Below are 26,125 nucleotides of genomic sequence, written 5' to 3'. Positions count from 1 at the left end.
AATCTTTACCTGTGTTGAACACTGAGGATGACGCTATATTCTTTTTTCACCTGGCGGTCGCCGGATATGACGGTCCATTTCTTAGGGTTCAACGTATCGGAAAAGTCCACAAAGCCCGTGATCTTGGGATTCAGCTTACAATCCTGGGCAAGGCTGAATTGGGGATAGAGGTGCTTAAGATCTGAGCCAAACAGCACCGTGACCTTTACGGTCTGGGCCGTGGTATCGATGGTGGCGGCGCCGGAGCGGACGCTGACATAATCGGTTCCCAGCAATTCGAAGCTGCTGACAAAGCAATCCCTCCGGGTCGTGATCAGCAGGCCGTCCTCATCCACGGGGACGCTCTTACTACAGGCGGCCCAGGTGCATGCCGCCAGCAGGACTATCAATGCTATCGCTATATATTTCATTGTTGTTAGATTTTTGAGTGTAATAACTTATCTCCAGGGTATATTCTGGGTGAGGTTCGAGTTCTTGTCACGCTCCGACTGGGGGATCTTGAAAATATAATCCTGGTGGTATTCCAGGTCCGACGTATTCTGGAAGTAGCGTGATTGCTGGGCGCCCCAGGTATCGATGCGCCATAGGCCCGGGCTGCCGGGAGGTCCCCATACTCTTTCGATCGCGCGCCAGCGGCGAAGGTCGAAGGAACGTTGCCCTTCTCCTACGAGCTCCACGATCCGCTCCTGCTCGATCGCATTGAAAAAGTCCTGGTAATTATCTGTCTTTGTGGCTGCCAGTGGGGGCAGGTTGCCCCGGTGGCGCACTTTGTTCACCAGGTCGATGGCATCCGCCTGTGGCCCGGCGATCTCGTTGGAGGCTTCGGCATACATCAGGTAAACATCGGCCAGACGTATCACCGGCCAGGCGTAATCCCCATCGCTGCGTCCCTGTCCCGCATAGTTGCGTACGAATTTGCGGAATACATATCCCGAATTACATCCGTCCGTATTATAGGTGAGATAGTTGACGCCGTTGATGGTGACGTTGCCAGCCCATGTCTTATAGATGAAAGGGACAAAACCCGTGGATGCCTGCGATGCGCTGCCGATGCTCACCTCATAGTCCCATTGAATGGTGGCCTTCATGCGATAGTCACGGTCCCGGTAGCTGTTGGGATTTACGGCGGAGCCGGGGGTGGTCCTTGCGACATTGCCGGCGGCAGGGACGGTAGGGTTCATCGGGATCAGGGGTGTGACAAAATCACCGGTGGTCAATGATTGATACCGGTCTGCAAGCTCATAACGGGGAGAGACCCAGCATTGGGAGCCTTCGTGCGAGCGTCCCGCGAAGTCACGCATCAGCTCCTCACCCTGGTTGGTCCCTGTACCGCCATGGGTAAATACCAGCAGCATTTCCGGGTTATTGGCATTGGCCTTTGGCGTGAACAGGGTAAAATAGTTGGGCAATACGTCTGCCTTGCCCAGCGAATCGATCTGGCCGGGATCGCCGTTCATATAAAGGGTAAGGCTATAGTCATTGGCGACGGACTTGAAGTCAGCGGCAGCAGCGGTAAAGGCAGCAGTTGCCTCGGAAGCGCTGGGCGTAAACCCATCCAGCTCGGGCCAGCCGTATTTATTCCAGGAACCCCAGTACAGCTGTACCTTTCCCCGAAGGGCCAGGGCCGCGACCTTTGAGGACCGTCCCAGGTCGGTGGCCTTCGTGGGCATATTGTTAAAAGCAAAGGTAAGATCCGCCAGGATGGAGTCCTTCACCTTCCCTATGGGCGTACGCGGCAGCGTGGCCACATCCGCATTGGTGGCAGGCGAAAGGGTATAATAGGGCACATCACCCCACATGCAGATCAGCTTGAAATAAGCCAGCGCCCGCAGCAGCCGCGACTCTCCCTGGATGGTCTGGAGTATTTTGGAAGTAGCCAGCTGCCCGCCGGAAGCCTGCATCTTCGTCACATTGTCGATGACATAGTTGGCGCGGTCCACGACGCCGAAAAGATATTGATACATCTTGTCGAAGTACTGTCCATAGCCGCTGGGCGCGAACATGTTGGCAGAGCTGTTGCTCTGGTAAGCATCTCCCAGCCTGAGATTGTTGTTCGTAGCGCTGGTGCCGCGGCACCTGAAATACTCGGACTGGCCGTCAAAATAATAGTCCCGGTCGAAACAGGGTCTTGCAGCCGCGTAAAGACCATAGAGAGCCGAAGTAGCGTCCGATTCCGTCTTCCAGAAAGTGCTGGGAGAAGGATTGGTAGTAGGTGTCTGGTCCAGCAGCCCCTTCCTGCAGGATACGGTCAGTATCATGGCCAGGAGCAGCGCTGGAATGCATGCTGGAAAAATGAGGTGTATCGATTTCATATAGATGGCAAGTTTTAGAATCCTAGCTGAACAGCTACTGAATAGGCTTTATTGAGAGGATAGATATTATTGTTATTACCAGCCTTTTCCGGATCAAGACCCGGATAAGAGGTGATCGTCAGCAGGTTCTCCGCCGAGCCTGAAATGCGGAAATTGCTTACACCCAGGCTCCTGAACAATGGCTTGGGGAAGGTATAGCCCACCTGCACGTTCTTCAGCCGGAGATAGGTCATGTCATACAGCCAGAAAGAAGTGGGGGCCGTGGTGCTCGAATTATTAGTGTTGCCGCCGAGTCGGGGCCAGGTGCCGTCCCGGTTCTCGACGGACCAGGGGTTGGTGACATCCTGCTGGTTGACGGCATAACGCGTGGCGCCGAAATTAGGGTTATTGAAAGCATTGATCCAGAAATCCTTCCGGCCTCCGGTGCCCGTCCATAACATCGCTACGTCGATACCTTTCCAGGATGCATACGCGTTCAGCGTAAAGCTGGTGGTTGGCCTGTCGCGGGAGGCCTGCAGCGCTTTCCGGTCATTCTCATCGATCTTTCCGTCCCCGTTGAGATCTGCGCGGATAAGGTCTCCGGGCTGGATGTTCTGCGGCGTATGGCTATAGACATCGGCCCATGTCTGGGCTATGCCATAGTCGACATAGGTGTACACATAGTTGTAAGGCATGTTGAGGAACACGTTGCTGGTGACGTTGCTGGAGTTGGTATACGTGGCTCCCCGGGTCAACAGCTGACTCCATGATTCCAGTCGTGTCTTGTTATAACTTCCGTTCACGCTGACCCCATAGGTCACCTGACCGATACGATCCCTCCATCCGAGCGTCAGCTCCACACCCCGGTTGCGCATATTGCCGATGTTGGTATTGGGAGGGTTGAACGCACCGATCAGCAGGTTGGACAGCTGTGCAGGCTGTATGATGCCTTTTGTCAACCGGTCGTAGTAGTCCACTTCAGCTGTCAGCCTGCTGTTGAAGAATCCCAGCTCCATTCCAAGGTTCAGTGCGGTGGTAGACTCCCAGGACAGATTTTGGTTGATCAGCTTGGCATTGACCAGGCCGATGACTCCGACCCCATTGATCATATAGTTGTTGGCCGTCAGTGTCGTCTGCTGCTCATATCTTCCTACGCCGCTGTTGTTGCCCAGGGTTCCGTAAGTGGCGCGGAGCTTACCGCTGCTGAGGAACTTGTCCAGGAAAGGCCGCAGGAAAGGCTCTTCTGTAAAACGCCAGCCAATGGCGCCGGAACCGAAGACCCCATAGCGCTGGCCCGGAACGAACTTCGAGGAGCCGTCCACCCGCATATCCCCTTCCAGGATATATTTGCCAAAAGCGGTGTAGTTGACACGGCTGATGTAGGATCGTAGCCCTTCCGCACTGGAGCTGCCGCTGTTGGAATACACATTGGGCAGCGCACCGTCGATCTCGGTAATGCTGGACGAAAAGCGGTCATTCCGGGAGGCTCCCAGCGAGCGATCGTTCCAGTATTCCTCGCTGTAGACCAGCAGGGCCGAGAGATCGTGATCGCCCCCGAAATTCGTATGGTAATTCAGCCGGGCATTCATCAACGTCTTATAGCCGTTGAGGTTGGTATTGCTGACGGGGGCATTGGGGCCAAAATATACACGGCTGCCGTATGCGTTCGTCTGGAAGTTCCATGCCTGGGCCGGTATAGGTGCGCTGGAATTGAACTGGTTGTAATAGATCAGGTTGTAGTCCAGCCCGGCCGTAAGCCCTTTCACAGGGGTCCAGTCCCAATAAGCGGTGGCGTTGACCTCCTGCCTGTTCTGCTTGTTGGGGGCATTGATATATAGCATATAAGGATTGTATGCCTGGGGATCATCGCCATAAGCCATGACGCCGCCAAATTTTCCGGAGACGGGATCGTAGGGCGTGATGCCGGCGATGGCATATTGCATGTCCAGGCCGGCCGTATTGGTGGGAGCGCCATCAGTGAACCCTTCTTCCAGTGCATAGGTAAAGTAGGACCAGTTGCCGTTGAACCTTACACCCGTGTTCATATTGCTCTTCAGCTTGTAATCGAAATTAAACCGTGCATTATATTGCTTGTAATCGTTGTTGATCTGCAGGCCATTCTCATTTCTCACACCCACCGAAGCGAAGAAATTCGCTTTTTCGCTGCCGCCAGTGGCGGAAACATTGTAGTTCTGCAGCTTACCATCCCGCATGATGATGTTCCACCAGTCCGTATTGGGATAGCGCAGCGGATCGATCATTCCCAGGGCCATCCATTGGTCGATAGTGCCATTCCTGAACGCCTGGTTGGCAGGCAGCGTACTCACGGATGCACGGCGTTGTTCGAGCGTCAGGGCCAGCGGATAGTTTGCCAGGAAGTCGATGCCCTTGGTCGGTTTTTCCAGGGCGGCGTTGCCATTGAAGCTGAACAGCGTCTTGTTCATCCCTTTGCCTGTGCGGGTAGTGATCAATATGACCCCATTGGCGGCCCTCGATCCGTACACGGAGGCGGAGGCAGCGTCCTTCAGGACGGAGACGGTCTCGATGTCGTTGACGTTCACCCGGTTGATATCCACGTCGGGTATGCCGTCCACAACGATCAGCGGGTTGCTGTTGTTGGGAGTGCCCAGGCCCCGGATCAGGAGAGTGGCGCCGTTCTTGCCTGCCATGCCGGTGGATTGGGTCGCTGTCAGACCGGGTATCATTCCGCTGAGGCCGACCGAGATGTTGGGAATGGCGCGGCCCGTCATCTTTTCGTCCACATTCACCGTACCTACGGCGCCCACCAGGTTTACTTTTTTCTGACGTCCATAACCGACGACGACCACATCGTTCAGGGCGCTGACCTTCGGTTCCAGCGTGACATTATATTCTGTTTTGTCTCCAACGGTGACCTTGGCTGTGGCCCCATTGGCAGAAGAAAAGATGAGCGTGGCGCCGACGGCCGCCCTGATGGAATAACGGCCGGCCGAGTCCGTGGTGGTCCCTGTGCTGGTCTTCTGTACGACGATCGAAACGCCCGACAGGGGGCTGCCGGCTACGTCCTTTACCACACCGGTCACTGTTCTCACCTGTGCAGTGGAGGACAAGGAGACTGTAAGTAAAAAAAGGAAAAAGGTTAGCTTACGAAGGGAGCTATGGCCCAGTGGAGGAGTCATGTATAATAGCATAGCAATCGTTTTGGAGTTTAAAGTACTCTCCCCCAAACTTGTCGAAAATAACTGAAATCGTTTTCATATGGACGTCAGTTTATTTACGCAAACGTTTGCTAAGAATTCCTGAATAAAAAGGAATTATATATATAATGATGTAGAAGTCATGTAGATCAGCTAATTCTTTACTGCCCCAACCCCGGATTGATCAGCACGTCCCGCGAAGGTATCGCATAGAGCAGCTTGCCCTGTGTCACATTGTATGCGTTCGGCAGCAGGAAGGGATAAGCCAGTTTTTGCTGTATCCCATAGGCCGACATAACAGTTACGGCCTTCCCGGTGCGTACCAGGTCGAACCAGCGATGGTTCTCGAAAGCCAGCTCCACCCTGCGTTCGTGCGCGATGGTTTCCCGCAGCGTCCCCTGGTCCGCGGTCATCGCCGGCGCCAGGCCGGCCCTTTGACGAACCTGGTTCAGAAAAGGCAGCGCGGCCGCTGGCTGCCCCTGCTCATTCAGGGATTCCGCCAGCATCAGCAGTAAGTCAGAATACCGGTAAACATACCAGTCGTCCCCCGTGTTGTATTTCTGGGTGACGCCCGTATAAGGAGCATTGTATTGTTTCCTGATGAACCGGTGTGTCGAAGACGTGGTAAAGCCCATTCCTTTTCCCGTAGTATCGATATTGTGCAAAATGCCTACCACGCTGTCCGGCACAAAATCGGTCTGCTCATTCAAATGTCCCTTGATCACCCCAATGCTGGCATCGAGCCGGGTATCCCCGGGCTCATACGTCAAAATAAGGTTCTGCGTAGGAACATTCCAGCCGCCGGCCGTATTGTTATAGTCTACTCCCAGGACCAACTGCGTGCTGGCCATATTAGGAATGAAGTTGTACACAAACTCGCTGCTTTGGTTATTGGCCGCGAGCGCGCCATTTGAGGTGGTATTCCCGGCCGAATACTGAATCTCGAAGATGGACTCCACACTGTTCTCATTCGCCGCCCTGAAGACGTCCGCATATTTCGGCAGCAACGAATAGCCCATCTGGGTCACCGATTGGAACAACGGCGTCGCCTTGTCATATTGTTTCAACGTCAGGTACACCAACCCCAGCTCGGTAGCCACCATCCCCTTGTTGATCGTCCCCGGTTGCGGGAATGCAGGCGGGGACAGCTTGCTGAGCGCATCGGTAAAGTCGGCAATGATCTGGGCATAGACGCTGTCCACCGGGCTTTTATTGACGATCGCATTCTTCGCGTCCGTCACCTGGTGCAGGTATAGGGGGACGGAACCGAAAAGACGCACCAGCTCGAAATAATAGTGCGCTCGCAACGCCTTTGCCTGGCCAACGATCTCATTCTTCGACGAGTCAGTCATGTCGGCCGGCGAGCTTTGCGCCAGCTTATCGAGAATAATGTCGGTGCGCTGTATGCCCTGGAAGTTAGCCTGCCACAGGGATGTGGTATTGTCGTTGCTGGCATCATCCAGGAATTCAGCGATACTTTCGTTGCCCGTACCGCCCCGGTCCTTCGCGTTATAATCGAAAAAAGTATTGTCGGCGCGCATTTCCTCCAGGTAGAAGGCGACATTCGCAGCATCACGCAGGGGAACATAAGCGCCCGTCAGCGCTTGCTGAAAGTCGGAGTTCGTCTTATAAAAAACAGCTTCGTTCAGCTGCCCTTCCGGGTAGAGCGTCACGAATTTTTTACTGCAGGAGGTTACGGCCAATGCCAGCACAACACCCGCCGGAATGATTTTGTATCGCATGGTAATTTGCATAATAGATCCCATTAATCGTTTTTCTAAAAATTCAGGTTGGCGCCAACCATGATCAGCCTCGGTATCGGGTAGCTGCCGTTGTCCAGTCCCGCCTGCGTCTGGTTGTCCTTTGTATCGTTGACCTCCGGGTTCTGGCCCGGGTATTTGGTGAACATAAAAGCATTCTGTACGCTGCCGTAGATCCTTATATCCTTGACGTAGCGCAGCACCTTTTTATTGAAAGTATATCCCAGCGAGATATTCTTCACGGCCAGGTAGTCCCCGGAGAATACCCAGGAGCTGTTGACCAGGCGATACAGCTCCGTGGAGCCGGACCGCGTGCCGGGCACTTTCCCATTCCCGGGATCCGCCTCGCTCCGCCAGCGGTTTGCCATATCGCTGGTGACATTGAATACCCCATCCAGGTTATGGATATTCTGGAGGTTGGTATTCATGATCTTATTCCCCACCTGGCCGGCCACCAGAATACCCAGATCGAAATTCTTCCAGGTAAAGGTATTCGTCATGCCATAGATGAATTTGGGATTCGTCCTGCCAAGGAAAGTGCGGTCCTTGATATCCACCGTGTCATCCCCGTTGACATCGCGCATGCGGGCCGACCCGACGACCGAAGTGGCATACTTGGGATACTTGTCATACTCCGACTGGTTCATGTACACGCCGTCGAAGACATACCCGTAGAGCTCGCCGATGCGGCGGCCCACCTCTGTGCGATTGTAGTCGCCATACGTGTCCACTCCGCCGATGGGCGTATTGTTCACCAGCGACACCACTTTGTTATCATTGAAGGATATATTGAAGTCCGTATTCCAGGTGAAGGGCCCTTTGATATTGTCCGTGCTTACCTGGATATCATGTCCCCAGATATGGAACGACCCTTCGTTGTATTGGATCGATTCATACCCGGAAGTATACGGCAGGGGCAGCTGTGACAGCATGCCTTCATTACGGGTGTTGTAATAATCGTAGCTGATGTTCACCCTGCCATGCAGGAGCGTCAGGTCAGCCCCTATATCAAACTGCTTCGAAGTCTCCCATGTCAGGTCGGGATTGCCCAGGACAGTATTCCCCTCTCCCAAAGTGGTATTGCCATAGTTGGCCGGGCTCAGTAATGATGCCTGCGTGTAGTTACCAATGTTGAAGTTGCCCGTTTTGCCGTAGCTGGCCCTAATCTTCAGGTAATTCAGCGCCCCCCATTGGGGGAAGAATTTCTCGCTGCTGGCCACCCATCCTGCAGACACGGAAGGGAAAGTGCCGTATTTCTTATTCGTGCCAAAACGGGAGCTGCCGTCATTGCGGATGCTGGCCGATAAATAGTACCGTTTCTTATAGTCATAATTAATCCTTGCCAACGCAGAAGCAATGGTCCAGGAAGTGCTGTTCGAGGAACCCGAAGTGTTGGTGGCGGCGGAGATAAAAGGGGTCAGGTCGGTGGCGAAGCCCGTTCCTGTAATAGATTTCAGCGTCGTATACGATTTCTGGGTAGTGTATCCCGCCAATATGTCCAGTGAATGATCGCCCAGCCGCGTATTATAGGTCAGCAGGTTCTCATTCGTCCAGGAGTACACATTGTTCGCGCTGTTTTGTGCCTGCGAGGAAGCGTTGGGACGGGGAGGGACATTCCCAAACTGTCCATACATGGTGCCATAGTAGGCATTGTAATCCTGGTTCAGGATATCGCCGTTGATGGAGGATTTGGCGTGCAGGCCCCGGATGATCTCCAGGTCGGCATATGCATTGCCCAGGAACGAAAAGTTGGTCTGATCGTTGTCCATGAGCCTTGCCTGCATGACATAGTTCGGCATGGCATACATTCCGAAGGAGGATGTCGACAGCGTATAAGCGCCCGGCGCCCTGAATACGGGTATCAGCGGTGAGCCCATTTCAGCGCCGCTGACGACCTGCCGGTTACCATTCAGCGCCAGCTGGCCGCCCCGGGTATTATGATCGATCTGGTAGGCAGGCGCCAGGTTGAGCCCTATCTTCAGTCTTTCGACAGGGCGGTATTCCGTGTTGGTGCGAAAGGCAAACCTTTTGGTGCCTGTGTTATACAGCACGCCGTCCTGGTTGAAATAGTTCATGGTCGTGCTGGTGGATACCTTTTGGGTACCAAGCGAAAAGTTGACGGTATAATTGTCTATTGGCGCTGTATGGATCAACGCGTTGTACCAGTCAGTCCCCTTCCCGTAGGCGGAAGGGTTTGCATAGTCCGAGGGAATGGTGGCCGTACCCGTAGTGGGGTTTACCCAACCCTCATAGGTGATCTTGTCCTGGTAGAACCCATTCATAAAGGTGGCGAACGCGCGGGCATTCATCATATCCGGCCGGCCCCGCTGGGGGACGGTCTGCCACCCGTGATAGGCATTCACGCTGACAGAAGATTTGCCGATCTTCGCCGTCCTCGTAGTGATGAGGATGACGCCATTGGAAGCACGGCTGCCATACAGGGCTGTGGCATTGGCGTCTTTCAGCACACTATACGATTCAATCTGATCAGGCGCTATCAGGTTGATGTCCCCCGTACCCCCTGCGACATCACTGTTCAATGGCTGGCCGTCGACGACGATGAGTGGCTGGTTGCCCGACCCCAGCGATGCAGCGCCGCGGATGCGAAAAACAATATTATTTCCCGGAATACCACTGCTTTGCTGGATCTGGATGCCCGGGACCTTTCCCTGTAATTTCTGCCCGAATTCGGTAGCGGGGATATCCGCCACACTGGCGGCATCCACCTTGGAGATCGCACCGGTGATATCCCGTTTGGCCTGCCTGCCATAGCTTACGGTCACCTGTTCGAGCATATTCTCCTCCCTTGTGAGCGTGATATTGATGGGCAGCTTGCTGTCCACGGTGACCTCCGTCGTTTTATATCCGACATGACTGAATACCAGCGTGGACTGCGGGGATACCAAAATAGTGAAGTGCCCCGCGCTATCGGTTGGCCGCGCAATAGTAGTTCCCTTGATCTGGACACTCGTCCCCGACAGGTCGGCGCCTCCGCCCGCCAGGCTGACCGTCCCATCTATCCTCAGCTTATTACTTATACTGTCCACGCCGGACGTATCCTTCGCGGGTTTGCTCGTGTCCTGTGAAAAGACGGCGGAATACAATAGCAATAAAAAAATACAAAATAAGGTCCTTGGTCCTGTGAGGGCTGACGTACAAATTGTCATAAACAGCCATTTTTTTTAAATGAGGAATCTCCGGCAAGCTGGTATAGCGCCGCGCCCACGGTGATGGTAGTTATAGGAGGTCACTGTCACATGTGTAGGTAGTATGCAATCGTAACGGTGGGATATGATACTCGGGGGGCTCTGACACCGCATCAAATATCTTGCCAGTGCAGAAAAGAAAATTTTATTCACAGGGCCGCACAAGCGCTGACCTTGTAATGGATCACACAAAAAAAACCCGTCAATCCTGACGGGCCGCCGTAATCAGCTCCATAGCCATTAAACCTAAACCTTTATCCCAGAATCACTGTAGACGATTTAATGAGGCATTGGGGAAATATCTTCCCATCATCTGGTCAAATTCCTCCTCTTCCTTTCTGGTCAGGATTTGTATCAGAGACTTAATATGATCTCTATTCTCCACAAGGCTTTTCATCGGCGCCATTAGACCCAGGGCGTGAATAAAATTTTGTATTTCAGTAATAAGCATTGTCCGCAGGATAGATGCAGGCAGGGCTTCCAGTTCTTCTTTTTTCACTATTTCACTATTTAACTGTTGCTGATCATTCCGGAAATCGTCGCAAAAACCATTCCCCGGGTCCGCCTATTTGTAAAGCTAAATTTTAGCTATACACCTAAAACGTCATGCCCTGCGCAACTACCACCCGGCATGAAACATTCAATGATAAAGATTTGCTAACTTCATCGGCGCGGTATTGTCTCGGCCAAAACACATCAGGCGGACTGGAAGACAATGTTTTATCCTTTTGAGTAAACATCCGGAAAATAATATCACCATGGAAAATTTAAAAGGATCTGATAATAGAAAAAAGATCATCGTGATAGGCGGCGGCTTTGCAGGATTAAACTTTGTACGGCAGCTTTTCAATAACCGGGACTACCAGGTCACCCTGGTGGATAAAAATAACTACAATTATTTCACCCCCTTGCTTTACCAGGTTGGCACCAGTTTTCTCGACCCTTCAAGCATCAGTTATCCTTTCCGTAAGCTGTTTAGAAAGAAAGGCATCCAGTTCCGGATGGCTGAGCTGTTGCGGATAGATACAGAAAACAACACCATTCAATTAAGCGACGGCGATCTTTCCTACGACCAGCTGGTATTTGCGGCGGGCACTAAAACAAACTTCTTCGGCAACGAGCGCATCCGGGAAAAAGCCATTTCGCTGAAAGGGATCGATGACGCAATTTACATGCGGAATGAGCTGATGAAAACCATGGAAAAGGCGGCGATTACGGGTGACCCGGCCGAGCGCAGGAAGCTTTTAACGATGGTGGTTGCGGGAGGCGGCCCTACAGGGGTAGAGGTGGTGGGTATGCTGGCCGAAATGAGAAAATACATCATGGCAAAAGATTACCCGGAGCTTAAAGGCGCCGAAGGGGCCATTCATATAGCAGACGGCAGCCCTGTATTGCTGGCCCCTATGAGTGACAAAACCCATCAGGAAACCTTCCGGATACTAACAAAGCTGGGCGTGGACATCAAATTGAATACACGCGTCACCAGCTATGAAGACAATATCATCAAATTTTCCGATGGCGCGTCGATCGAGGCTGCTACGCTGATCTGGGCGGCCGGCGTCACTGCGCATACGTTCGAAGGAATTCCCGCATCCTGTCTCGGAGCCGGCAACAGGATGATCACCGATGTATATAACAAGGTAAAGGGATTCGATAATGTCTGGGCCATAGGCGACATCAGCATACAGGACACCGATCCGGCTTATCCGAAAGGGCACCCGCAGCTGGCGCAGCCTGCCATTCAGCAGGGAAAAACACTGGCCAAAAATTTCCTGTCTATGGCGAAAGGCAAACCCATGAAGCCATTCAAATATTTCGACCGGGGAGATATGGCCATCATCGGACGCAATAAGGCCATGGCCGATCTGTTCAAGCACAAACTCCATCTCAGCGGCTTTTTGGGCTTACTGGGATGGCTGTTCATCCACCTCATATCCCTGGTCAATTATAATAACAAGATCAAAACCTTGTACAGCTGGCTGGTGGCCTATTTAACCAGGGACCAGGCATTGAGAATGATCTTCCGTTCGGGGAACCGGGGCACCTGATGCGATCCATTGAGCCATGGACTCCAGCTCAGTCCTTCACATTCAAAACAGCCGGCAATATATATTCGGTCATCATTCTATCCACCTGGGGGTGGGCATACGGCTGTCCATAGGCGCTGGCGGTTATTACGATCACCAGGGGCTGATCCATGAACACAAAGATCTTATTGCCTCCGTTACCCGTGCAATAGAATGTCTCATAGCGCTGACCCTTGACCATGTATTTCTTATTCCAGAACAAATACCCATAAAACTCATCGGACCTGCCGGGTATCGGGCGGTACCTGGTGAACGTTTTATTGACCCAATCTTTCGGTACGATCTGTCTGCCATTCCATTGCCCTCCGTTCTTATATAACTGCCCATATTTGGCAAAACCCAGTGCATTGAGCCGGATCCCGCCTGCTGTATTCGGGACATGCTGCGGCGTATACGTCCACTGGTATTTGATGCCCAGGGGACCAAAAAGTTTTCGATCGGCATATTTTTCCAGTCCTCCGGGTACGGTCTTATTTAAAACGTCACCCAAAAGCATTGCCCCGGCGGTAAAGTAATGCCACTGCTCCCTGGGCCGCGTCGAACTGACGGGTAGATCCAGCGTGAACTTCACCCAATCGTCCGTAGGATACATATTCTCCTCGTTTCCGGGCGAATCCCCATCGTTATCGTCCCCGTCAAATGCCGAGCTCATGGTGAGCAGGTCTTTAAGAGGAACATTCTCCTTTTCGGGCGAATAATTCGCGAACGAGCGGATGGGGTAGAATTCCTTTAGCGTTTGGTGCTCGCTTTTCAAATAGCCTTCACTTTCGGCAATACCGATCATGGTCGAAGCAAACGACTTCCCCACCGATCGCGGATCGTGCAGGGAATCCCGGTTTTCACCATTAAAATATTCTTCTACCAATATTTTGCCATTCCTGATCACGACGACGCTGTTGATCCTCTTAAATACCCCCGCCTCTATTTTACCTTTTAATTCTTTTATTTTATTACTATCGAATTGCTCTGTCGAGGCGGGAAAGCCATTATAAGGCTGAATGGGGTTCAATTGGATCCGGGAGACATCGATCACCGGCTTTCTCTTCACCTCCAGGCTCAGCTCGCCCGAAGCGATGAGGTCCCCGACCAGCGCTTGCACATAAGGCCGGATCTCCATTTTAAGGGAATGGCGCCCTTCTGTCAATGCGCTGTCACCGCCATTCTGCAGGAATCGCCCCCAGTAGAACTGACTCCACCATACGCCTTCATTTTCATTATCGATCAGCGGTTTACTGATCGTCGTTTCCGTGTCCCTGATCTTTGGCAAAGGCGCCCCCAGGATATTGCTCTTATAGATAAGTCGATCATCTATAAGCAAAGAAAATTGGTACCCGCTGTTCTTATGGAGGCTGTCCAGCGGTAATTCCGGCGCAAGTCCATGCATGTAATTTGTCAATGAGCGGGCCATGAATACGGTGATGAACAGGTTGCTCTTGTTCGTCAATTCGTATGCGTATAAAAAATCTGCGGGAGTAAGCGCTGACAAGTCGATCTTCCGTGAAGTGAAAACGATCCTGCCGACATTACCCTGATGGAGGGGGGAAGTAATTCCCTGGTCTTTTACGATATCCTGGGCGGGAAGCTGAAATATCCACAGTGACAGGAAAGAAAATAGCAAAAAGCGCGGGGCCATAGTTATAGTTTTTATCTTACTCGTTGATCCAAAACTAGGGGAGGTTATCTACCGAAAATAGAACGTTTTTAACGTCCCCCCTTTTTTAACAGTAATTTCCTATAGAACAATGGCGTAACATGATAATAAGACCTGAACGACCGGATGAAATGGCTCTGGTCGGCAAAGCCGCATTCCAAAGAGATATCGGTGAGGGAAAGCCCGGTGTTTGGCAACAGTGCAACCGCGCGTTGAACCTTAGTGGCCCTTATATAATCCCCCAGCGTCGTATCAAAGTATTTGGGAAAGTCCCTGGATAAATGCACGGGATGGACATTCAATGAGCTTGCCAGCTCGGTCAATTTCCAATTCTCCCTGGTTTCATGCAGCATCTCTTTGATCCTGCCCACCCATTTGGGCTTTTTCGTATCCGCTGCACCCTTCATCCTTCCCAGGAGGCTGAAGATCTCCAATAATAAGGCGTCGATGCTCAACTGACCGGCATTACCGGTCAGCTTCATTTCCTTAAGGACATTGTACATCACGGTTTTTACACGTGGATTGGAAATGCCGATGCTGCCCTCGGTCACGTCATTGACGATGTCAAAGGATTCAAACCACCCGGCCCCCAGCTCCACATGAAAACCGCGGGTAAATCTGCCTGATGAGATGTTATAATGTGCGTCCTGCCAGTTGTGAAATAACAGATCCCCGGCACAGCATTCATATATCTCCTTTTTATTCCCTTCAATCATGCCGCCTTCCAGGATGAACGTGAAATAATTGTTTTCATGAAAATGCCAGGGTACCCTGGCCTGTGAATATTCGGTATCCGTCAAAGTAATTCCATCCAGGTGGATCGTCTCATTCGTTGTTCCATAAAATTGCCCTGTTTTTGAGAATTTCATGGAATCAAGATACAATTTATTACAAAGCATAAAGTAACAGAAAAAGGAAAAATTGTACATTACATATTATGAATTTCAGAAAGAATATTCGCCGCATATCATTTTTCCTGTATTGCAGCTGTGGGCTGCTTCCGATGGCACCCGCCAAAGCGCAGAAACCCTCCTCCAACAACTACCGGGCCTACCTGTTTGTATATTTCACAGGCAACGACAAAAAAGAAGAACAGATCCGGTTTGCGATCAGTAATGATGGATTCCGGTACCATGCCCTCAACGGCAATCAGCCCGTTATCAACCTGGATGGCATAAGCGAAACCGGAGGCGTGCGTGACCCCCATATCCTGCGAGGGGTTGATGGTAAAACATTTTACATGGTGGCCACCGATATGGTTTCGGCCAATGGCTGGGACTCCAACCGCGGCATGGTGCTCCTGAGATCGGCTGACCTTATCAAATGGACCGCGTCGGCTGTAAATATTCAGAAAAAGTACCCGGGCCAGGATAGCCTGTTACGGGTATGGGCGCCGCAGACCATTTACGATGATTCAGCCGGAAAGTACATGATCTACTTTTCCATGAAGCATGGCAACGCCCCGGACAAGATCTATTATGTGTACGCCAATAAGGATTTCACTGGCCTGGAAGGAACACCCAGGCAGCTTTTTTTCAGCCCGGACAATGCAGCCTGCATTGATGGGGATATTATAAAAAAAGAGGGAACCTACTATCTTTTCTTTAAAACGGAAGACCGTCTGCCCGGCATCAAAATAGCGGTATCTCACCACCTCACAGGGGGCTACGTCATGCAAAGCACGGATTATGTACAGCAAACCACCTCCCCGGTGGAAGGCGCCGGCACTTTCAAGCTGAACGATGGCAGCGGCTATGTCCTCATGTATGATATGTACACCAGCGGCCGCTATCAGTTCACCAGGACCACCGACATGCGGCATTTTACGGTGATAGACGAGGCCGTCAGCATGGACTTCCATCCCCGGCACGGCACGGTGATGCCAATAACGGCAGGGGAAGCGAAAAGGCTCTCGGAAAACTGGCCCAAAACCAAGCTATAATCATTCTCCTGTGTGACCTGCGTCATAAAAAAATCTAACGGTAGTACCCACCTTTGATAATTCACGGAAGAAATTAGTGAATTAAATCCCTTTTTATATGAAACCGTTACATTTTTATCTTTCAATTCTCATATCAGTCCTGCTTCTTTCCTGCGTCAGCACCAAAAAATTCAATACCATGCAGCAACAGGCGCAGGCGAGGTACGACTCCCTGAATGCGAAGCTGCAGAATGATCTCAAAGCCTGCAGGGATGCGAATGCGGACCTTAGCGCGCAAAAATCAGCATTGCAAAAGAGTTTTGATGACCTGAACAGCAAATTACCCCTCATCAAAGAGAATAACACGCAGTTGTTAAAGCAACTGCAAGACCTGTCGGTGATCAGCAGCTCCCAGGCGGAGAGCATAAAAAAATCACTGGAGAACATCGGCGCCAAAGACGTCTATATCCAGGACCTGCAAACGGCCCTTGCGCGACGGGACTCGCTGAACCTGGCCCTGGTGATGAACCTGAAAGGTGTCATCGGCAACCTGGATGACCAGGATATCAATATCAAAATTGAAAAAGGCGTTATCTACATCGATGTCTCGGACAAGCTGCTATTTAATACGGGCAGCTATGTTGTCAGGGATAAGGCAAAGGAGGTATTAGGCAAGGTGGCGCTGGTCCTGAAGAACCAGCCGGACATTGAATTTATGGTAGAGGGGCATACGGATAGCGTACCTTATTTTCAGGGCGTATTGCTGGACAACTGGGACTTGAGTGTCAAACGCGCAACCTCCGTCGTGCGGATACTCCAGAACCAATATAATATACCACCTGAGCGGATGACGGCCGCCGGTCGTGGCGAATATGTCACCGTCGCGTCTAACGAAACACCCGAAGGGCGGGCAGCCAACCGCCGGACCCGTATCGTCATCCTCCCTCAGCTGGACCAGTTCTTCAAATTGCTGGAGCGAAAATAGCGTTAGTCATGACGTTTTCATCCGTCGGCCCGATAGCCATTTTCTTCAACGCGACCGGATCTCTTTTCGCATGAAGGAAACATAGGACAGGGCAAAGCATAATACAGTGGCAGCGACCAATCCCGTAAGCTGTGGCCAGACAATGAGCACACTCTCTCCCAATGGCAGCGGATTCGGTATGGCGCCTGCCACCTGTTCCATTGTCAGCGGCCCCAGGCTGCGGATCGAGGGCATCAGCAGGGTCGTGGTTGCATCACTGAAGAGCTGGCTGGGTGCAAACCGTAGCAGCTTCAGCAATGTATGCTGGTAGGAGTAGGGCTCATCTCCCGGCCCGGGGAACGATCCGGCGTCCGGGGCGAGCAGCTTCGCAACAAGCCTGATAAGGATGGGGTAAAAGATCGTCAGGAACAGCCACGCCGCTATAGAGGTCAGGGCGGAGGTCGCAGGCTGACGGAAGCGAATGGAAAATAGAATGGACAAGTTTAGCCAGAAGGCAACATACAGGATACTTAGCAGCGAAAATGAAAGGATACGCAGGAATTCGCTTGCCGTAGGAGGGATCCCTATGAAGACAAGGCCCAGGCCTGTCACCAGAAGGGTCAGAGAGAAGAACAGAATGCCAACTACCAGCAGTGAAGCCACGAATTTCCCGTTGAGAAGGTAATCGCGGTGCACGGGCTGCGCCATGATGCGGCTAAGCGTACCCCTGTTGAATTCCGAGTTGACGGCGTCGAAGCCCATGGCGATCCCCAGCAGGGGTCCCAGGAAATTGATGAATACGATAAAAGAAGGCAATGACCCGTCCGTCGCGGTGAAAAGCTGAAGGAAGAAAAATGTACCGTTCACCGGGCTGCCAGTCTTCGACGGCGTTCCGATGTTATTTAGCGCCGTATACAGCGAGCCAGCGCAGGTAAGCAAGATCAGCGACAGCAGGATGATAAAACGCCAGCTGCGGACATGATCCGACATTTCCTTGCTCACGATGACCCAAAAAGGATGCAAGGGTAATTTGGCCGCCTGGGCGGGCGCCGGAGTACTAAGCAGTTTTTCCATATGATTCGCCTCCTTCGAAATAGCGGTGATAAATTTCGTCCAGGCCATACGTTTTCTTTTGCAGATGGGTTAACCCAAAACCCGATCGGGTCACAGTCCTGGCGATGGCGGCGGATGCGTCCCGGTTACAGCCTATATGGATCGTTCCGCCAGTGAAGCGCACGGAACCGATTCCCTCCACCTCCCTGAGCGCCTCCAGTAGTGACAGGACTTCTTTCTCATGCGTTACCGGCATTTCATCTCTCCCCGGGCAGGCTACATTGACCTCGATTAAAAGAGGCTCGCCGGCAAATAGCCTTGCCGAAAGGGTAGCTATATCACCTTCGGCAATCAGCTTGCCACTCACGAATAATCCTACCCTGTCGCAGACCTGCTGCACCTGGTGCAGGTGATGAGAAGACAGCAGCACAGTAATCCCTTGCTTCCTGCTCAGGTGCACGATAAGATCGAGGAATTCCCTGACGCCCCGGGGGTCGATGCCCAGCGTAGGCTCATCGAGGATGATGATCTCCGGATCTTTGATCAGGACATCGGCGAGACCCAGCCGTTGGCGCATGCCCCGGGAATAAATGCCGGCCTTCTTGTCGCCATCATTGCCCAGGCCCACCTGGTCTAACAATTGCCGCGCCCGGCGATAGGCCTCCTCTTTCGGGAGACGGTTCAACCGGGCCGTATAGAGCAGGTTCTCCAATCCGCTTCGGCCGTCATAGAAGCCGACATCGTCCGGCAGATAACCGACTTTTTTCTTTACCTCGATCGGATGAAGCGTGGGATCGATACCGCATACGCTCACTTTTCCGGCCGAGGGTTCGGTCAATCCCAGCAGCATCAGGATGGTGGTGGACTTGCCGGCGCCGTTGGGTCCCAGCAGCCCAAAAACTTCACCTTTGTGGATGGACAGATCGAGTCCGTTCACTACGGCCAAGGTCCCGTAACGTTTGGTGAGACCGGAAATAGTTATGATCGGTTCGTTCATCGCCTACCTCCTCCCGTATTTTCTGAACAGATAGTAAACGAGTCCCAGGGAAGCGAGAATCAGGAGTATGCCGGACCAGCTCCACAACAGAGACGTTTCCACCGAGATCCTCATTGGGGCCATGGAACTGGTTTCCGCCGTCTTTGCTGTAAGATTGGCCATATAGTCGCCTGCGATGGCTTTCTGATCAGGTGTGATAGTGGCGGAGACCTGCGCCGTTTGGCCGGGAGGGAGGTTCCCGATCCTCTTTGGATCGAAGCTGACATCCCAGTTAACGGGAGCCGTCGAGAGCAGGTCGATATTTTTCAGCTCCGCGGACCCCGTGTTCTTCACCACGAGCTCCAATCGTTTTGGATCGCCTGCCGTCGTACCCGTACTCAACAGGCCCGAAGGCGTCGACAGCTGCAGGGCGTAGGATCCTGTGATGCTCACTTCAAGGGCAAGATCTGCTGACGTTGCACCGGTGGTTGCGACGACAGGGATCTTATAGATTCCTGCCCCTGCTTCGTCCGGCGGATCTACCTCGATGCTGATGTCCTGGGTATGCCCGGCATCTATGTTGACGGAGGACACCTGCTTGTAGTTCGCCTTGAAACTTATCTTCCAACCCGGAGGGGCTAAAGCATTCAGGGCATAAGCCTGGCTGCCTTCCGTAAAATTCCGCAATTTGGCGTTGAAGGTGAAAGTAGAGTTGGCAGCACCCGCCATATTGGCCTGGTCCGTGGTGAACTCCGTCTTGAAAGCCCCCTGTTGCGACACGACGACGGCCAGCGGCAGCGCGCTGATCCCTTTGGCAGCTACCACGAAATGATACGATCCCTTGTTGATCTTCAACGGAACCTGCAGCTGCAAAGAGAAATTCTTCTTCTCTCCCGGAAGGACCGAAACACGGCTGATCGTCCACCCGCCGGATTTGATGTGGTAGGTCCAACCCTTGGGCAGTCCCTCTATTGCGATCTCGGCCGTCCGCGTCGAGCCACCCTTGTTGATGACGTCGATGGGATAATCGATGGATTCTCCCGGCGGGACAGCGATCTCTGTAAAAGGGGTGTAGAGCGAAAGGCTTTGCGCAAGACAGCTGTCAGACGATGCTGCCGAGAGCGCGACAGCCAACAGCAGGGCAGATAATGAGCGAGTCAAATTTTCAAGCATAGTCATAAGAAAATATATTATATAAATTGTTCCCTTGAGCTTCTTCTATACAGATATTTTCGACTGATGTCGGTAAAAATTTCCCGGTGTTTTGGTTAAAATTCGGACGGTCGCAAATTTATAATTTTGAAAAAAATAGAAAAAATGTCAGGGCTGTTTTTTTACAAATTCTTAACATTCTGAAATTTGTTCTCAGCGCAATTAGTTGCCGGTCTGTCAACCCCTGATGAACTTCAGCATAGCAAGTGACCCCCATCATTTTATACCAGGCATGTCCATTGTAGCTTCGATCGTCGTATTATTCAATAATCTTTAAACAAAAAACTATGAAATCGTCAAGATCAAAGTGGTTGCTATTTGCCCTGGCTTTGGGAATAACGTCCCAATCCTTTGCCCAGGAGCCTTTACCCCCTGTAACGGTAACAGCGGTAAATTATAAATACCTTAGTTCAGTTAACACTAAAGAGGCTGCCCAGCCAGTAAAGCTCCTTCAAATAAGAGCGGCGGCTTATGACGTCAAAAATTCCGAGTACTATGAAGATGACTATGATGAATATTATATTTCCTTTTACATCCCGGACGGCAGTATTCTGGCTGCTTATGACAAGGACGGGAAGCTTCTTCGCACCATTGAAAAGTTTAAAAATATCGCCATCCCGAAGGCCATCAGTCAGGCTGTCACAACCAGGTTCCCGCAATGGGGTATCACCAAGGACGTATACCTGGTCAACTATTCGGAAGGGAAAGACACGAAAAAGGTCTATAAACTTCTGCTGGAGAACGGAGATAAACGCTTAAGGGTAAAGTGCGATGAGAACGGAAATTTCCAGTAAATCTGATTGTACAACGTGCTGGAAAAGGAAGTATATCAATGCCTGGCAGCGGCCGGCGTTCCTACACCGGAATATAGTTGCTTCCCGCTGGAAGGAGCGCTGACGGCGACATCCTGGCCCGTGGCTTTAAAGATCATGTCCCCGAGGATTGTGCATAAGTCGGACCTGGGAGGTGTAGCGCTGCACCTTAACAACCAGGAAGAACTGGAAGAAGCACGGAAAAATATCCTTCACCGGCTGTGTCTGAAAGGTTTTACACCGGATTCAAAGGATGAATGGATCGTTACGCGCCAATATACAGGTATCGAACTTTTTTTCGGTGTCGTTCAGGACCCAGTGTTCGGGAAAGTAATCCTATTCGGCGCGGGAGGTACAACGGTGGAGCTATTCAGGGACATATGCTACATCGATAGCGAGGCGGGCGAACAGGAAATACGGAATGGCATCCTGCAGACCCGGGTTGGACAGTATTTCGCCAGGGGATTCCGCGGCATAAAATATGATCCGGGGCCCATCGTGGCGCTCGTACAGAAATTACAGCGCATAGAGGTCAGGGAGTTGGATTGCAACCCGGTGATCCTGACAGAGGAAGGACCGGTGGTCGTGGACGCCCGGATGGTGACAGGCACATGCATCACGCAGTCCAAGCCATTAAAGTTTATCCCTGAGATATTCCGCCCGCAACGCACGGCCATTATCGGTGTCAGCAGCCATCCGGAAAAAGTGGGATATGCGCTGGCAAAAAACAATTCCGGGGATCCGGATTGTTATTATGTAAACCCGCATCTGGACAAGCTATTCGACAAACAGGTATTTCCCCGTGTCGAGGACCTTCCCCAGATCGATACGGCCGTCCTATGTATCCCACCGGCTGCTTTAAAGGACAGCATCGTGCGGTTGGCCGTAAAAAATGTGAAGAATGTCGTCATTATTACGGCCGGCTTCCGTGAAGCGGGGCGCGACGAGCATTTCCTGGAAGAGCTGGCGGCAAAATATGGCATCCATATCATCGGTCCCAACTGTCTGGGTATATATGCCAATGGAAAGAACCTTACTTTCGGGCCAGGTACGCCCAAGGCCGGCGATGTCAATTTCTTTTCCCAGTCGGGCGCCATCGTGGCAGAATTGATGGACAAGGCGGTCTATAAAAACATCGGCTTCGCGAATATTATTTCCGCCGGCAATATGGCGGACGTCGATTTCGCCGATCTTATTCATTCGTATGAAGGCGCCCACCCGGTGAATCTCTATATCGAAGGAGTGTCAAATGGAAAGAACCTGCTGCGCGCGATCCGCGGCAGCAAGGTCCCGGTGAGGATATTCAAGGCAGGACGGACGGAAGCGGCCAGGAAGGCTGCTTTCTCTCATACGGGCAACCTGGCTGGAAATTATGAAATGTTCACCGGCCTCCTGAAGAGCGTAGGCGCGACAATGATGCGCGACATCAATGGGCTTCTGTACCCCTATCATTTTGAGAAGGTACTTGTCATTACCAATGCCGGCGGGGCGGGCACCGTCATCAGCGATATGATCAGTGACAAGCTATATCCACTCAGCCAGGCGCAGATAGACAGTCTCAGCAAAGTGCTGCCCAAACACTGGTCGAAAAACAATCCCATCGATATTATCGGCGATGCCACGTATGAGCGGTATCTGAAGGCACTGACTATCGCCGATTCATTCGGAGCCGATGCCATTCTGGTAGTGGTGACGCCACAATTCATGACAGATACCAATAAGATCGGCGAGATCTTTTATACGCATCCTTTCCGGACGAAAGTCTTCCCTGTGTTGCTGGGCGGGGAAAAAATGGAGACGGCCTGTCGCCGGCTGCGTTCGGAAGGAGTGACGTACTTCGAGGAGCTTTCGGAGGCCGTGTCTTATCTATGAACTAAATCTTGCCCGCAGCGTCATAAAGATCTTTCGACAAATTCGCCTTTCTTAATCGCTATCTGATTACCCCACCCCAGAATTGCATCCAGTACAGGGGAGAAAGACTTGCCAAGCTCCGTTAAACTGTATACAACTTTAATGGGCGGCTTCTCTCCATAGACTTGCCTTGAGATCAACTCGTCATCCTCCAATTGTTTTAATTGCAAACTCAATGTCCTTTCAGTGACGCCAGGCATTTCCTTTCTAAGTTCGCTATATCGTTTACGAGCATCCTTTAAATGGTATAGAATAACCGCCTTCCACTTTCCGCCGACCATATCCATTGCTACGCTCACCGTGCAAGGATATAATTTATTGTTGACTTTTATAAAATCACTTTTACATTCTATTCCCATAACATGTATTGATAAGCTATCCAAATGGATAGCTATTGTAAAACTATTGAACTATAAATAGTTTTGCAACTATATTTTAAGCAATGACACAAAAAGACAAACCACTCATTACGATCGTTGGCGTTTTGGGCAAACAGGGGCGCAGCGCTGCACGCACTTTGTTACAGAGCGGCCGCTATCGTGTACGCGGCCTCACTCGCCGCATTGATTCGCCCGAGGCGCTTGAACTCGCAGAACAAGGGGCCGAACTGGTAAGATTACCGCTTGCTCTGGGATATAAAAAAGAATGGGTGGAAGCATTTCGTGGCTCGGAGGGCGTTTTCATGATGACGCCAGCCATTGTCCCACCGGCAACGCACGAGATGGAGTTGGGCAAACAGTTGGCGGATGCGGCGGTTGAGGCGGGAGTACGGCATGTTATCTTCAGCAGCCTGGAAAATGTAGATAAAATTACGGAAGGAAAAATGTTTGCTCCCCATTTTACAGACAAAGCCAAAATAGAAGAATATATTCGTACGCTGCCCGTCACCAGCTCGTTTATCTACATGGCTTTCTTTTACACTAACCTGATTGAATTCTACCCGCCTCGTATGGAAGGCGATACACTTGTATTCCCGATCTATTTGCCAAAGGACTTCCGTGCGCCATTTGTTGATCCTCTTACGGCCACAGGCCCTGCCGTGCTGGAAATTTTTTCGAATCCAGGTCAGTATGCCGGTGAGTCCTTGCCGGTAATCGGCGAGATGATCTCACCTCAGGAGATGGTCGATACTTTCACCCGGGTCACGGGAAAGAAAGCGGCATACAGTTCCGCATTCACACGGGAGGGCCTCCTTCATCATTTCCCGGAATTTGGTTCAAATGAGATGTTAGTGCGTGAGATCCTGGGAATGGTCGGGTACGCGGTCGAATATGGATATTTCAGAAAAGATCGCCACCTGCTGTGGAGCCGCCAAATAAACCCGAACAGCCTCAGTTGGGAACAATTTCTGCGCACCATAGGGACAGGGGCAATAGGGCAATAATTGCGATATGACAAAAAATTGCTAACTTTCAAAGAAGGGTAATCCGTTCCGATTTTGTCAATACTGCCGCTATTTAACACTTTTCTCCTTGAAACTCTATATCAAAAATATGGTGTGCATCCGCTGCAAAATGGTGGTTAAGGACGAACTGGCAAAATTAGGGTTGAAGTATACCTCAGTTGAATTAGGAGAGGCGGAACTTGAGAAAGATATCTCCCGTGCCCAACGTGAACAGGTCAGGGAAGGATTGCTAAAATATGGACTTGAATTGATGGATGACAAGAAAAGCATATTGATCCAGAAAATTAAGACCCTCATTGTTGAATTAGTACACTATTCCGAGGAGCCGCTGACCATCAATTTATCCGTTTATTTGAGTCAAAAATTACACTACGATTATACCTACCTTGCCAACCTCTTTTCAGAGGTACAGGGTATTACGATCGAAAAATTCTATATATCTCATAAGATAGAGCGAGTGAAGGAATTTCTTGTCTATAATGAGCTGTCGCTTACCGAGATTGCGTACAAAATGCACTACAGCAGCGTGGCGCATCTCTGCACCCAGTTTAAGAAAACCACTGGGCTGACCCCTTCTCATTTTAAAGAGCTCAAGAACAAGAGACGCTCGACGTTGGAAGACCTGTAAATGACTTGCTCCCCAATCTTTTCATCAGCCGTACATGCGAATAAAATGCTTGTCTTGCAGACGGGTAACAATTATAGGGAATGCCGAAAAGTTCGCATTGTCTTCGCACTATTTCGCTTAAGGCGAAATAGTGTATATGGCTGATCTGGGGGAAGAGATGATGCTCTATCTGGAAATTCAGCCCCCCCAACAGCCAGGAAATCACCTTGTTTTGCGGGGCAAAATCGGCAGTAGTGCTTACTTCATGGACCGCCCATTCGGTAGCTATTACTTTATGTGGCCCTTCCACCGTCCTGAAAGTAGTCTTTTCTACCACATGGGCTAACTGAAACACCACTGATAAGGATAAACCCATTGTTAAATGAACCACTAAAAAGCCGGTCAGCCAGGGCCGCCAACCCAACGTATAAATGGGCACCAGAACATAGAAGAAAACATATAACAGCTTGCTGGCCCAAAATATAACGTGCTCCTTAACGCTGATCTTGCTGATCGGCGTAGTATGGACTTTTTTGGCAAAGTATCTCACAAAGTCAGTGCCGAGCATCCATGATAAGGTGCTGATAGAATAAAGGACAAACATATAGAGAAACTGGAAGCGATGGATCGGTATCCATTTTTGGGTAGTACACTCCCTCAATAAAGGGCTATTGGCAATATCATCATCGATCCCATCAATGTTGGTATAAGTATGGTGTATGATGTTATGTTTAATCTTCCATAGAAAAGCGTTGCTGCCAAGTGCATTCATGGTCAGTCCCATAATGCTGTTTATCCATTTCCTTTCCGAGTAGCTATTGTGGCAGGCATCATGCATAACATTAAAAGCTATACATACCAGCGTCAGCCCTAAAAGGACCGATACTATTATTCCTATCACCCGGCTGTAATGCCCCGACAAGAGATAAAAGTAAATGCCAAGGCCGCCTGGAATTAAGATCCACGCTTTTAAATACAGTTTCCAGTTTCCCGTCTTTTTCAGCTTTTTGGTCTTGAAGTAAAGATCCACCGACTTTCTGACAGATTGAAAGAACGAATTATTGCTATTGTTGAAGGTTATTGCAGGCATTTT

General features: G+C 51.1%; 20 protein-coding genes. 7 read left to right on the top strand and 13 right to left on the bottom strand.

The window, feature by feature from the left end; genetic code table 11:
- Nucleotides 1-5: 5 nt before the first annotated feature.
- From Q4E93_RS00290 to Q4E93_RS00265, 6 genes are all read right to left on the bottom strand, one after another.
- On the bottom strand, nucleotides 6-410 hold the full coding sequence (locus Q4E93_RS00290) for a hypothetical protein (RefSeq protein ID WP_303581998.1): 405 nt from the start codon (nucleotides 408-410) through the stop codon (nucleotides 6-8).
- A gap of 27 nt (nucleotides 411-437) precedes the next feature.
- Nucleotides 438-2,312, bottom strand: a complete 1,875-nt coding sequence (locus Q4E93_RS00285) for a RagB/SusD family nutrient uptake outer membrane protein (RefSeq protein ID WP_303581996.1) — start codon at nucleotides 2,310-2,312, stop codon at nucleotides 438-440.
- Nucleotides 2,313-2,326: 14 nt separating this feature from the next.
- Nucleotides 2,327-5,461, bottom strand: a complete 3,135-nt coding sequence (locus tag Q4E93_RS00280) for a SusC/RagA family TonB-linked outer membrane protein (RefSeq protein WP_303581994.1) — start codon at nucleotides 5,459-5,461, stop codon at nucleotides 2,327-2,329.
- A gap of 167 nt (nucleotides 5,462-5,628) precedes the next feature.
- A complete protein-coding gene (locus tag Q4E93_RS00275; protein WP_303581992.1) occupies nucleotides 5,629-7,209 on the bottom strand; it encodes a RagB/SusD family nutrient uptake outer membrane protein in 1,581 nt (526 codons plus the stop codon).
- A 35-nt stretch (nucleotides 7,210-7,244) separates the two neighbouring features.
- Nucleotides 7,245-10,394, bottom strand: a complete 3,150-nt coding sequence (locus tag Q4E93_RS00270) for a SusC/RagA family TonB-linked outer membrane protein (RefSeq protein ID WP_303581990.1) — start codon at nucleotides 10,392-10,394, stop codon at nucleotides 7,245-7,247.
- 304 nt (nucleotides 10,395-10,698) lie between these two features.
- Entirely contained in the window at nucleotides 10,699-10,932 is a 234-nt protein-coding gene (locus tag Q4E93_RS00265) for a hypothetical protein (RefSeq protein WP_303581988.1), read from the bottom strand.
- A gap of 259 nt (nucleotides 10,933-11,191) precedes the next feature.
- Here Q4E93_RS00265 and Q4E93_RS00260 point away from each other — a divergent pair, with 259 nt between their 5' ends.
- Nucleotides 11,192-12,481, top strand: coding sequence for an NAD(P)/FAD-dependent oxidoreductase (locus tag Q4E93_RS00260; RefSeq protein ID WP_303581986.1), 1,290 nt, complete (start codon nucleotides 11,192-11,194; stop codon nucleotides 12,479-12,481).
- A 28-nt stretch (nucleotides 12,482-12,509) separates the two neighbouring features.
- On the opposite strand, the gene Q4E93_RS00255 is transcribed toward Q4E93_RS00260, so the two are convergent.
- A complete protein-coding gene (locus Q4E93_RS00255) occupies nucleotides 12,510-14,153 on the bottom strand; it encodes a serine hydrolase domain-containing protein (protein ID WP_303581984.1) in 1,644 nt (547 codons plus the stop codon).
- A 68-nt stretch (nucleotides 14,154-14,221) separates the two neighbouring features.
- Entirely contained in the window at nucleotides 14,222-15,040 is an 819-nt protein-coding gene (locus Q4E93_RS00250; RefSeq protein WP_303581982.1) for an AraC family transcriptional regulator, read from the bottom strand.
- A gap of 68 nt (nucleotides 15,041-15,108) precedes the next feature.
- Here Q4E93_RS00250 and Q4E93_RS00245 point away from each other — a divergent pair, with 68 nt between their 5' ends.
- On the top strand, nucleotides 15,109-16,113 hold the full coding sequence (locus Q4E93_RS00245; RefSeq protein WP_303581980.1) for a glycoside hydrolase family 43 protein: 1,005 nt from the start codon (nucleotides 15,109-15,111) through the stop codon (nucleotides 16,111-16,113).
- A gap of 97 nt (nucleotides 16,114-16,210) precedes the next feature.
- Complete coding sequence (locus Q4E93_RS00240) at nucleotides 16,211-17,077, top strand: OmpA/MotB family protein (RefSeq protein ID WP_303581979.1); 867 nt, start codon at nucleotides 16,211-16,213, stop codon at nucleotides 17,075-17,077.
- A 45-nt stretch (nucleotides 17,078-17,122) separates the two neighbouring features.
- On the opposite strand, the gene Q4E93_RS00235 is transcribed toward Q4E93_RS00240, so the two are convergent.
- From Q4E93_RS00235 to Q4E93_RS00225, 3 genes are read right to left on the bottom strand one after another with little or no spacing between them, the layout of a single operon-like run.
- The gene (locus Q4E93_RS00235; RefSeq protein WP_303581977.1) at nucleotides 17,123-18,178 is read right to left on the bottom strand and encodes an ABC transporter permease; all 1,056 of its coding nucleotides are present in this window, start codon (nucleotides 18,176-18,178) and stop codon (nucleotides 17,123-17,125) included.
- Complete coding sequence (locus tag Q4E93_RS00230; RefSeq protein ID WP_303581975.1) at nucleotides 18,114-19,106, bottom strand: ABC transporter ATP-binding protein; 993 nt, start codon at nucleotides 19,104-19,106, stop codon at nucleotides 18,114-18,116. Before Q4E93_RS00230 ends, Q4E93_RS00235 begins: the two co-directional genes overlap by 65 nt.
- Nucleotides 19,107-19,109: 3 nt before the next feature.
- On the bottom strand, nucleotides 19,110-20,246 hold the full coding sequence (locus Q4E93_RS00225) for a COG1470 family protein (protein WP_303581973.1): 1,137 nt from the start codon (nucleotides 20,244-20,246) through the stop codon (nucleotides 19,110-19,112).
- Nucleotides 20,247-20,584: 338 nt separating this feature from the next.
- On the opposite strand from Q4E93_RS00225, the gene Q4E93_RS00220 reads away from it, so the two are divergent.
- Nucleotides 20,585-21,091, top strand: coding sequence for a nicotinate-nucleotide adenylyltransferase (locus Q4E93_RS00220; protein ID WP_303581971.1), 507 nt, complete (start codon nucleotides 20,585-20,587; stop codon nucleotides 21,089-21,091).
- Nucleotides 21,092-21,106: 15 nt separating this feature from the next.
- Nucleotides 21,107-22,981 (top strand): acetate--CoA ligase family protein, encoded by a 1,875-nt coding sequence (locus tag Q4E93_RS00215; protein WP_303581969.1) that lies wholly within the window; start codon nucleotides 21,107-21,109, stop codon nucleotides 22,979-22,981.
- A 20-nt stretch (nucleotides 22,982-23,001) separates the two neighbouring features.
- Here Q4E93_RS00215 and Q4E93_RS00210 read toward each other — a convergent pair whose 3' ends face one another.
- Complete coding sequence (locus Q4E93_RS00210; RefSeq protein ID WP_303581967.1) at nucleotides 23,002-23,379, bottom strand: winged helix-turn-helix transcriptional regulator; 378 nt, start codon at nucleotides 23,377-23,379, stop codon at nucleotides 23,002-23,004.
- 83 nt (nucleotides 23,380-23,462) lie between these two features.
- Here Q4E93_RS00210 and Q4E93_RS00205 point away from each other — a divergent pair, with 83 nt between their 5' ends.
- Nucleotides 23,463-24,404 (top strand): NmrA/HSCARG family protein, encoded by a 942-nt coding sequence (locus tag Q4E93_RS00205; protein WP_303581966.1) that lies wholly within the window; start codon nucleotides 23,463-23,465, stop codon nucleotides 24,402-24,404.
- Nucleotides 24,405-24,492: 88 nt separating this feature from the next.
- Nucleotides 24,493-25,053, top strand: a complete 561-nt coding sequence (locus Q4E93_RS00200) for a helix-turn-helix domain-containing protein (protein WP_303581964.1) — start codon at nucleotides 24,493-24,495, stop codon at nucleotides 25,051-25,053.
- Here the strand turns inward: Q4E93_RS00200 and Q4E93_RS00195 are convergent.
- Nucleotides 25,016-26,122 (bottom strand): fatty acid desaturase family protein, encoded by a 1,107-nt coding sequence (locus Q4E93_RS00195; protein WP_303581962.1) that lies wholly within the window; start codon nucleotides 26,120-26,122, stop codon nucleotides 25,016-25,018. The two genes, Q4E93_RS00200 and Q4E93_RS00195, sit on opposite strands and share 38 nt — an antisense overlap.
- Nucleotides 26,123-26,125: the final 3 nt, after the last annotated feature.

It is taken from the genome of Flavitalea plasmicola, assembly GCF_030546645.1.
Taxonomy (GTDB): Bacteria; Bacteroidota; Bacteroidia; order Chitinophagales; family Chitinophagaceae; genus Puia.
This window is presented reverse-complemented; position numbering and strand designations above follow the sequence as displayed.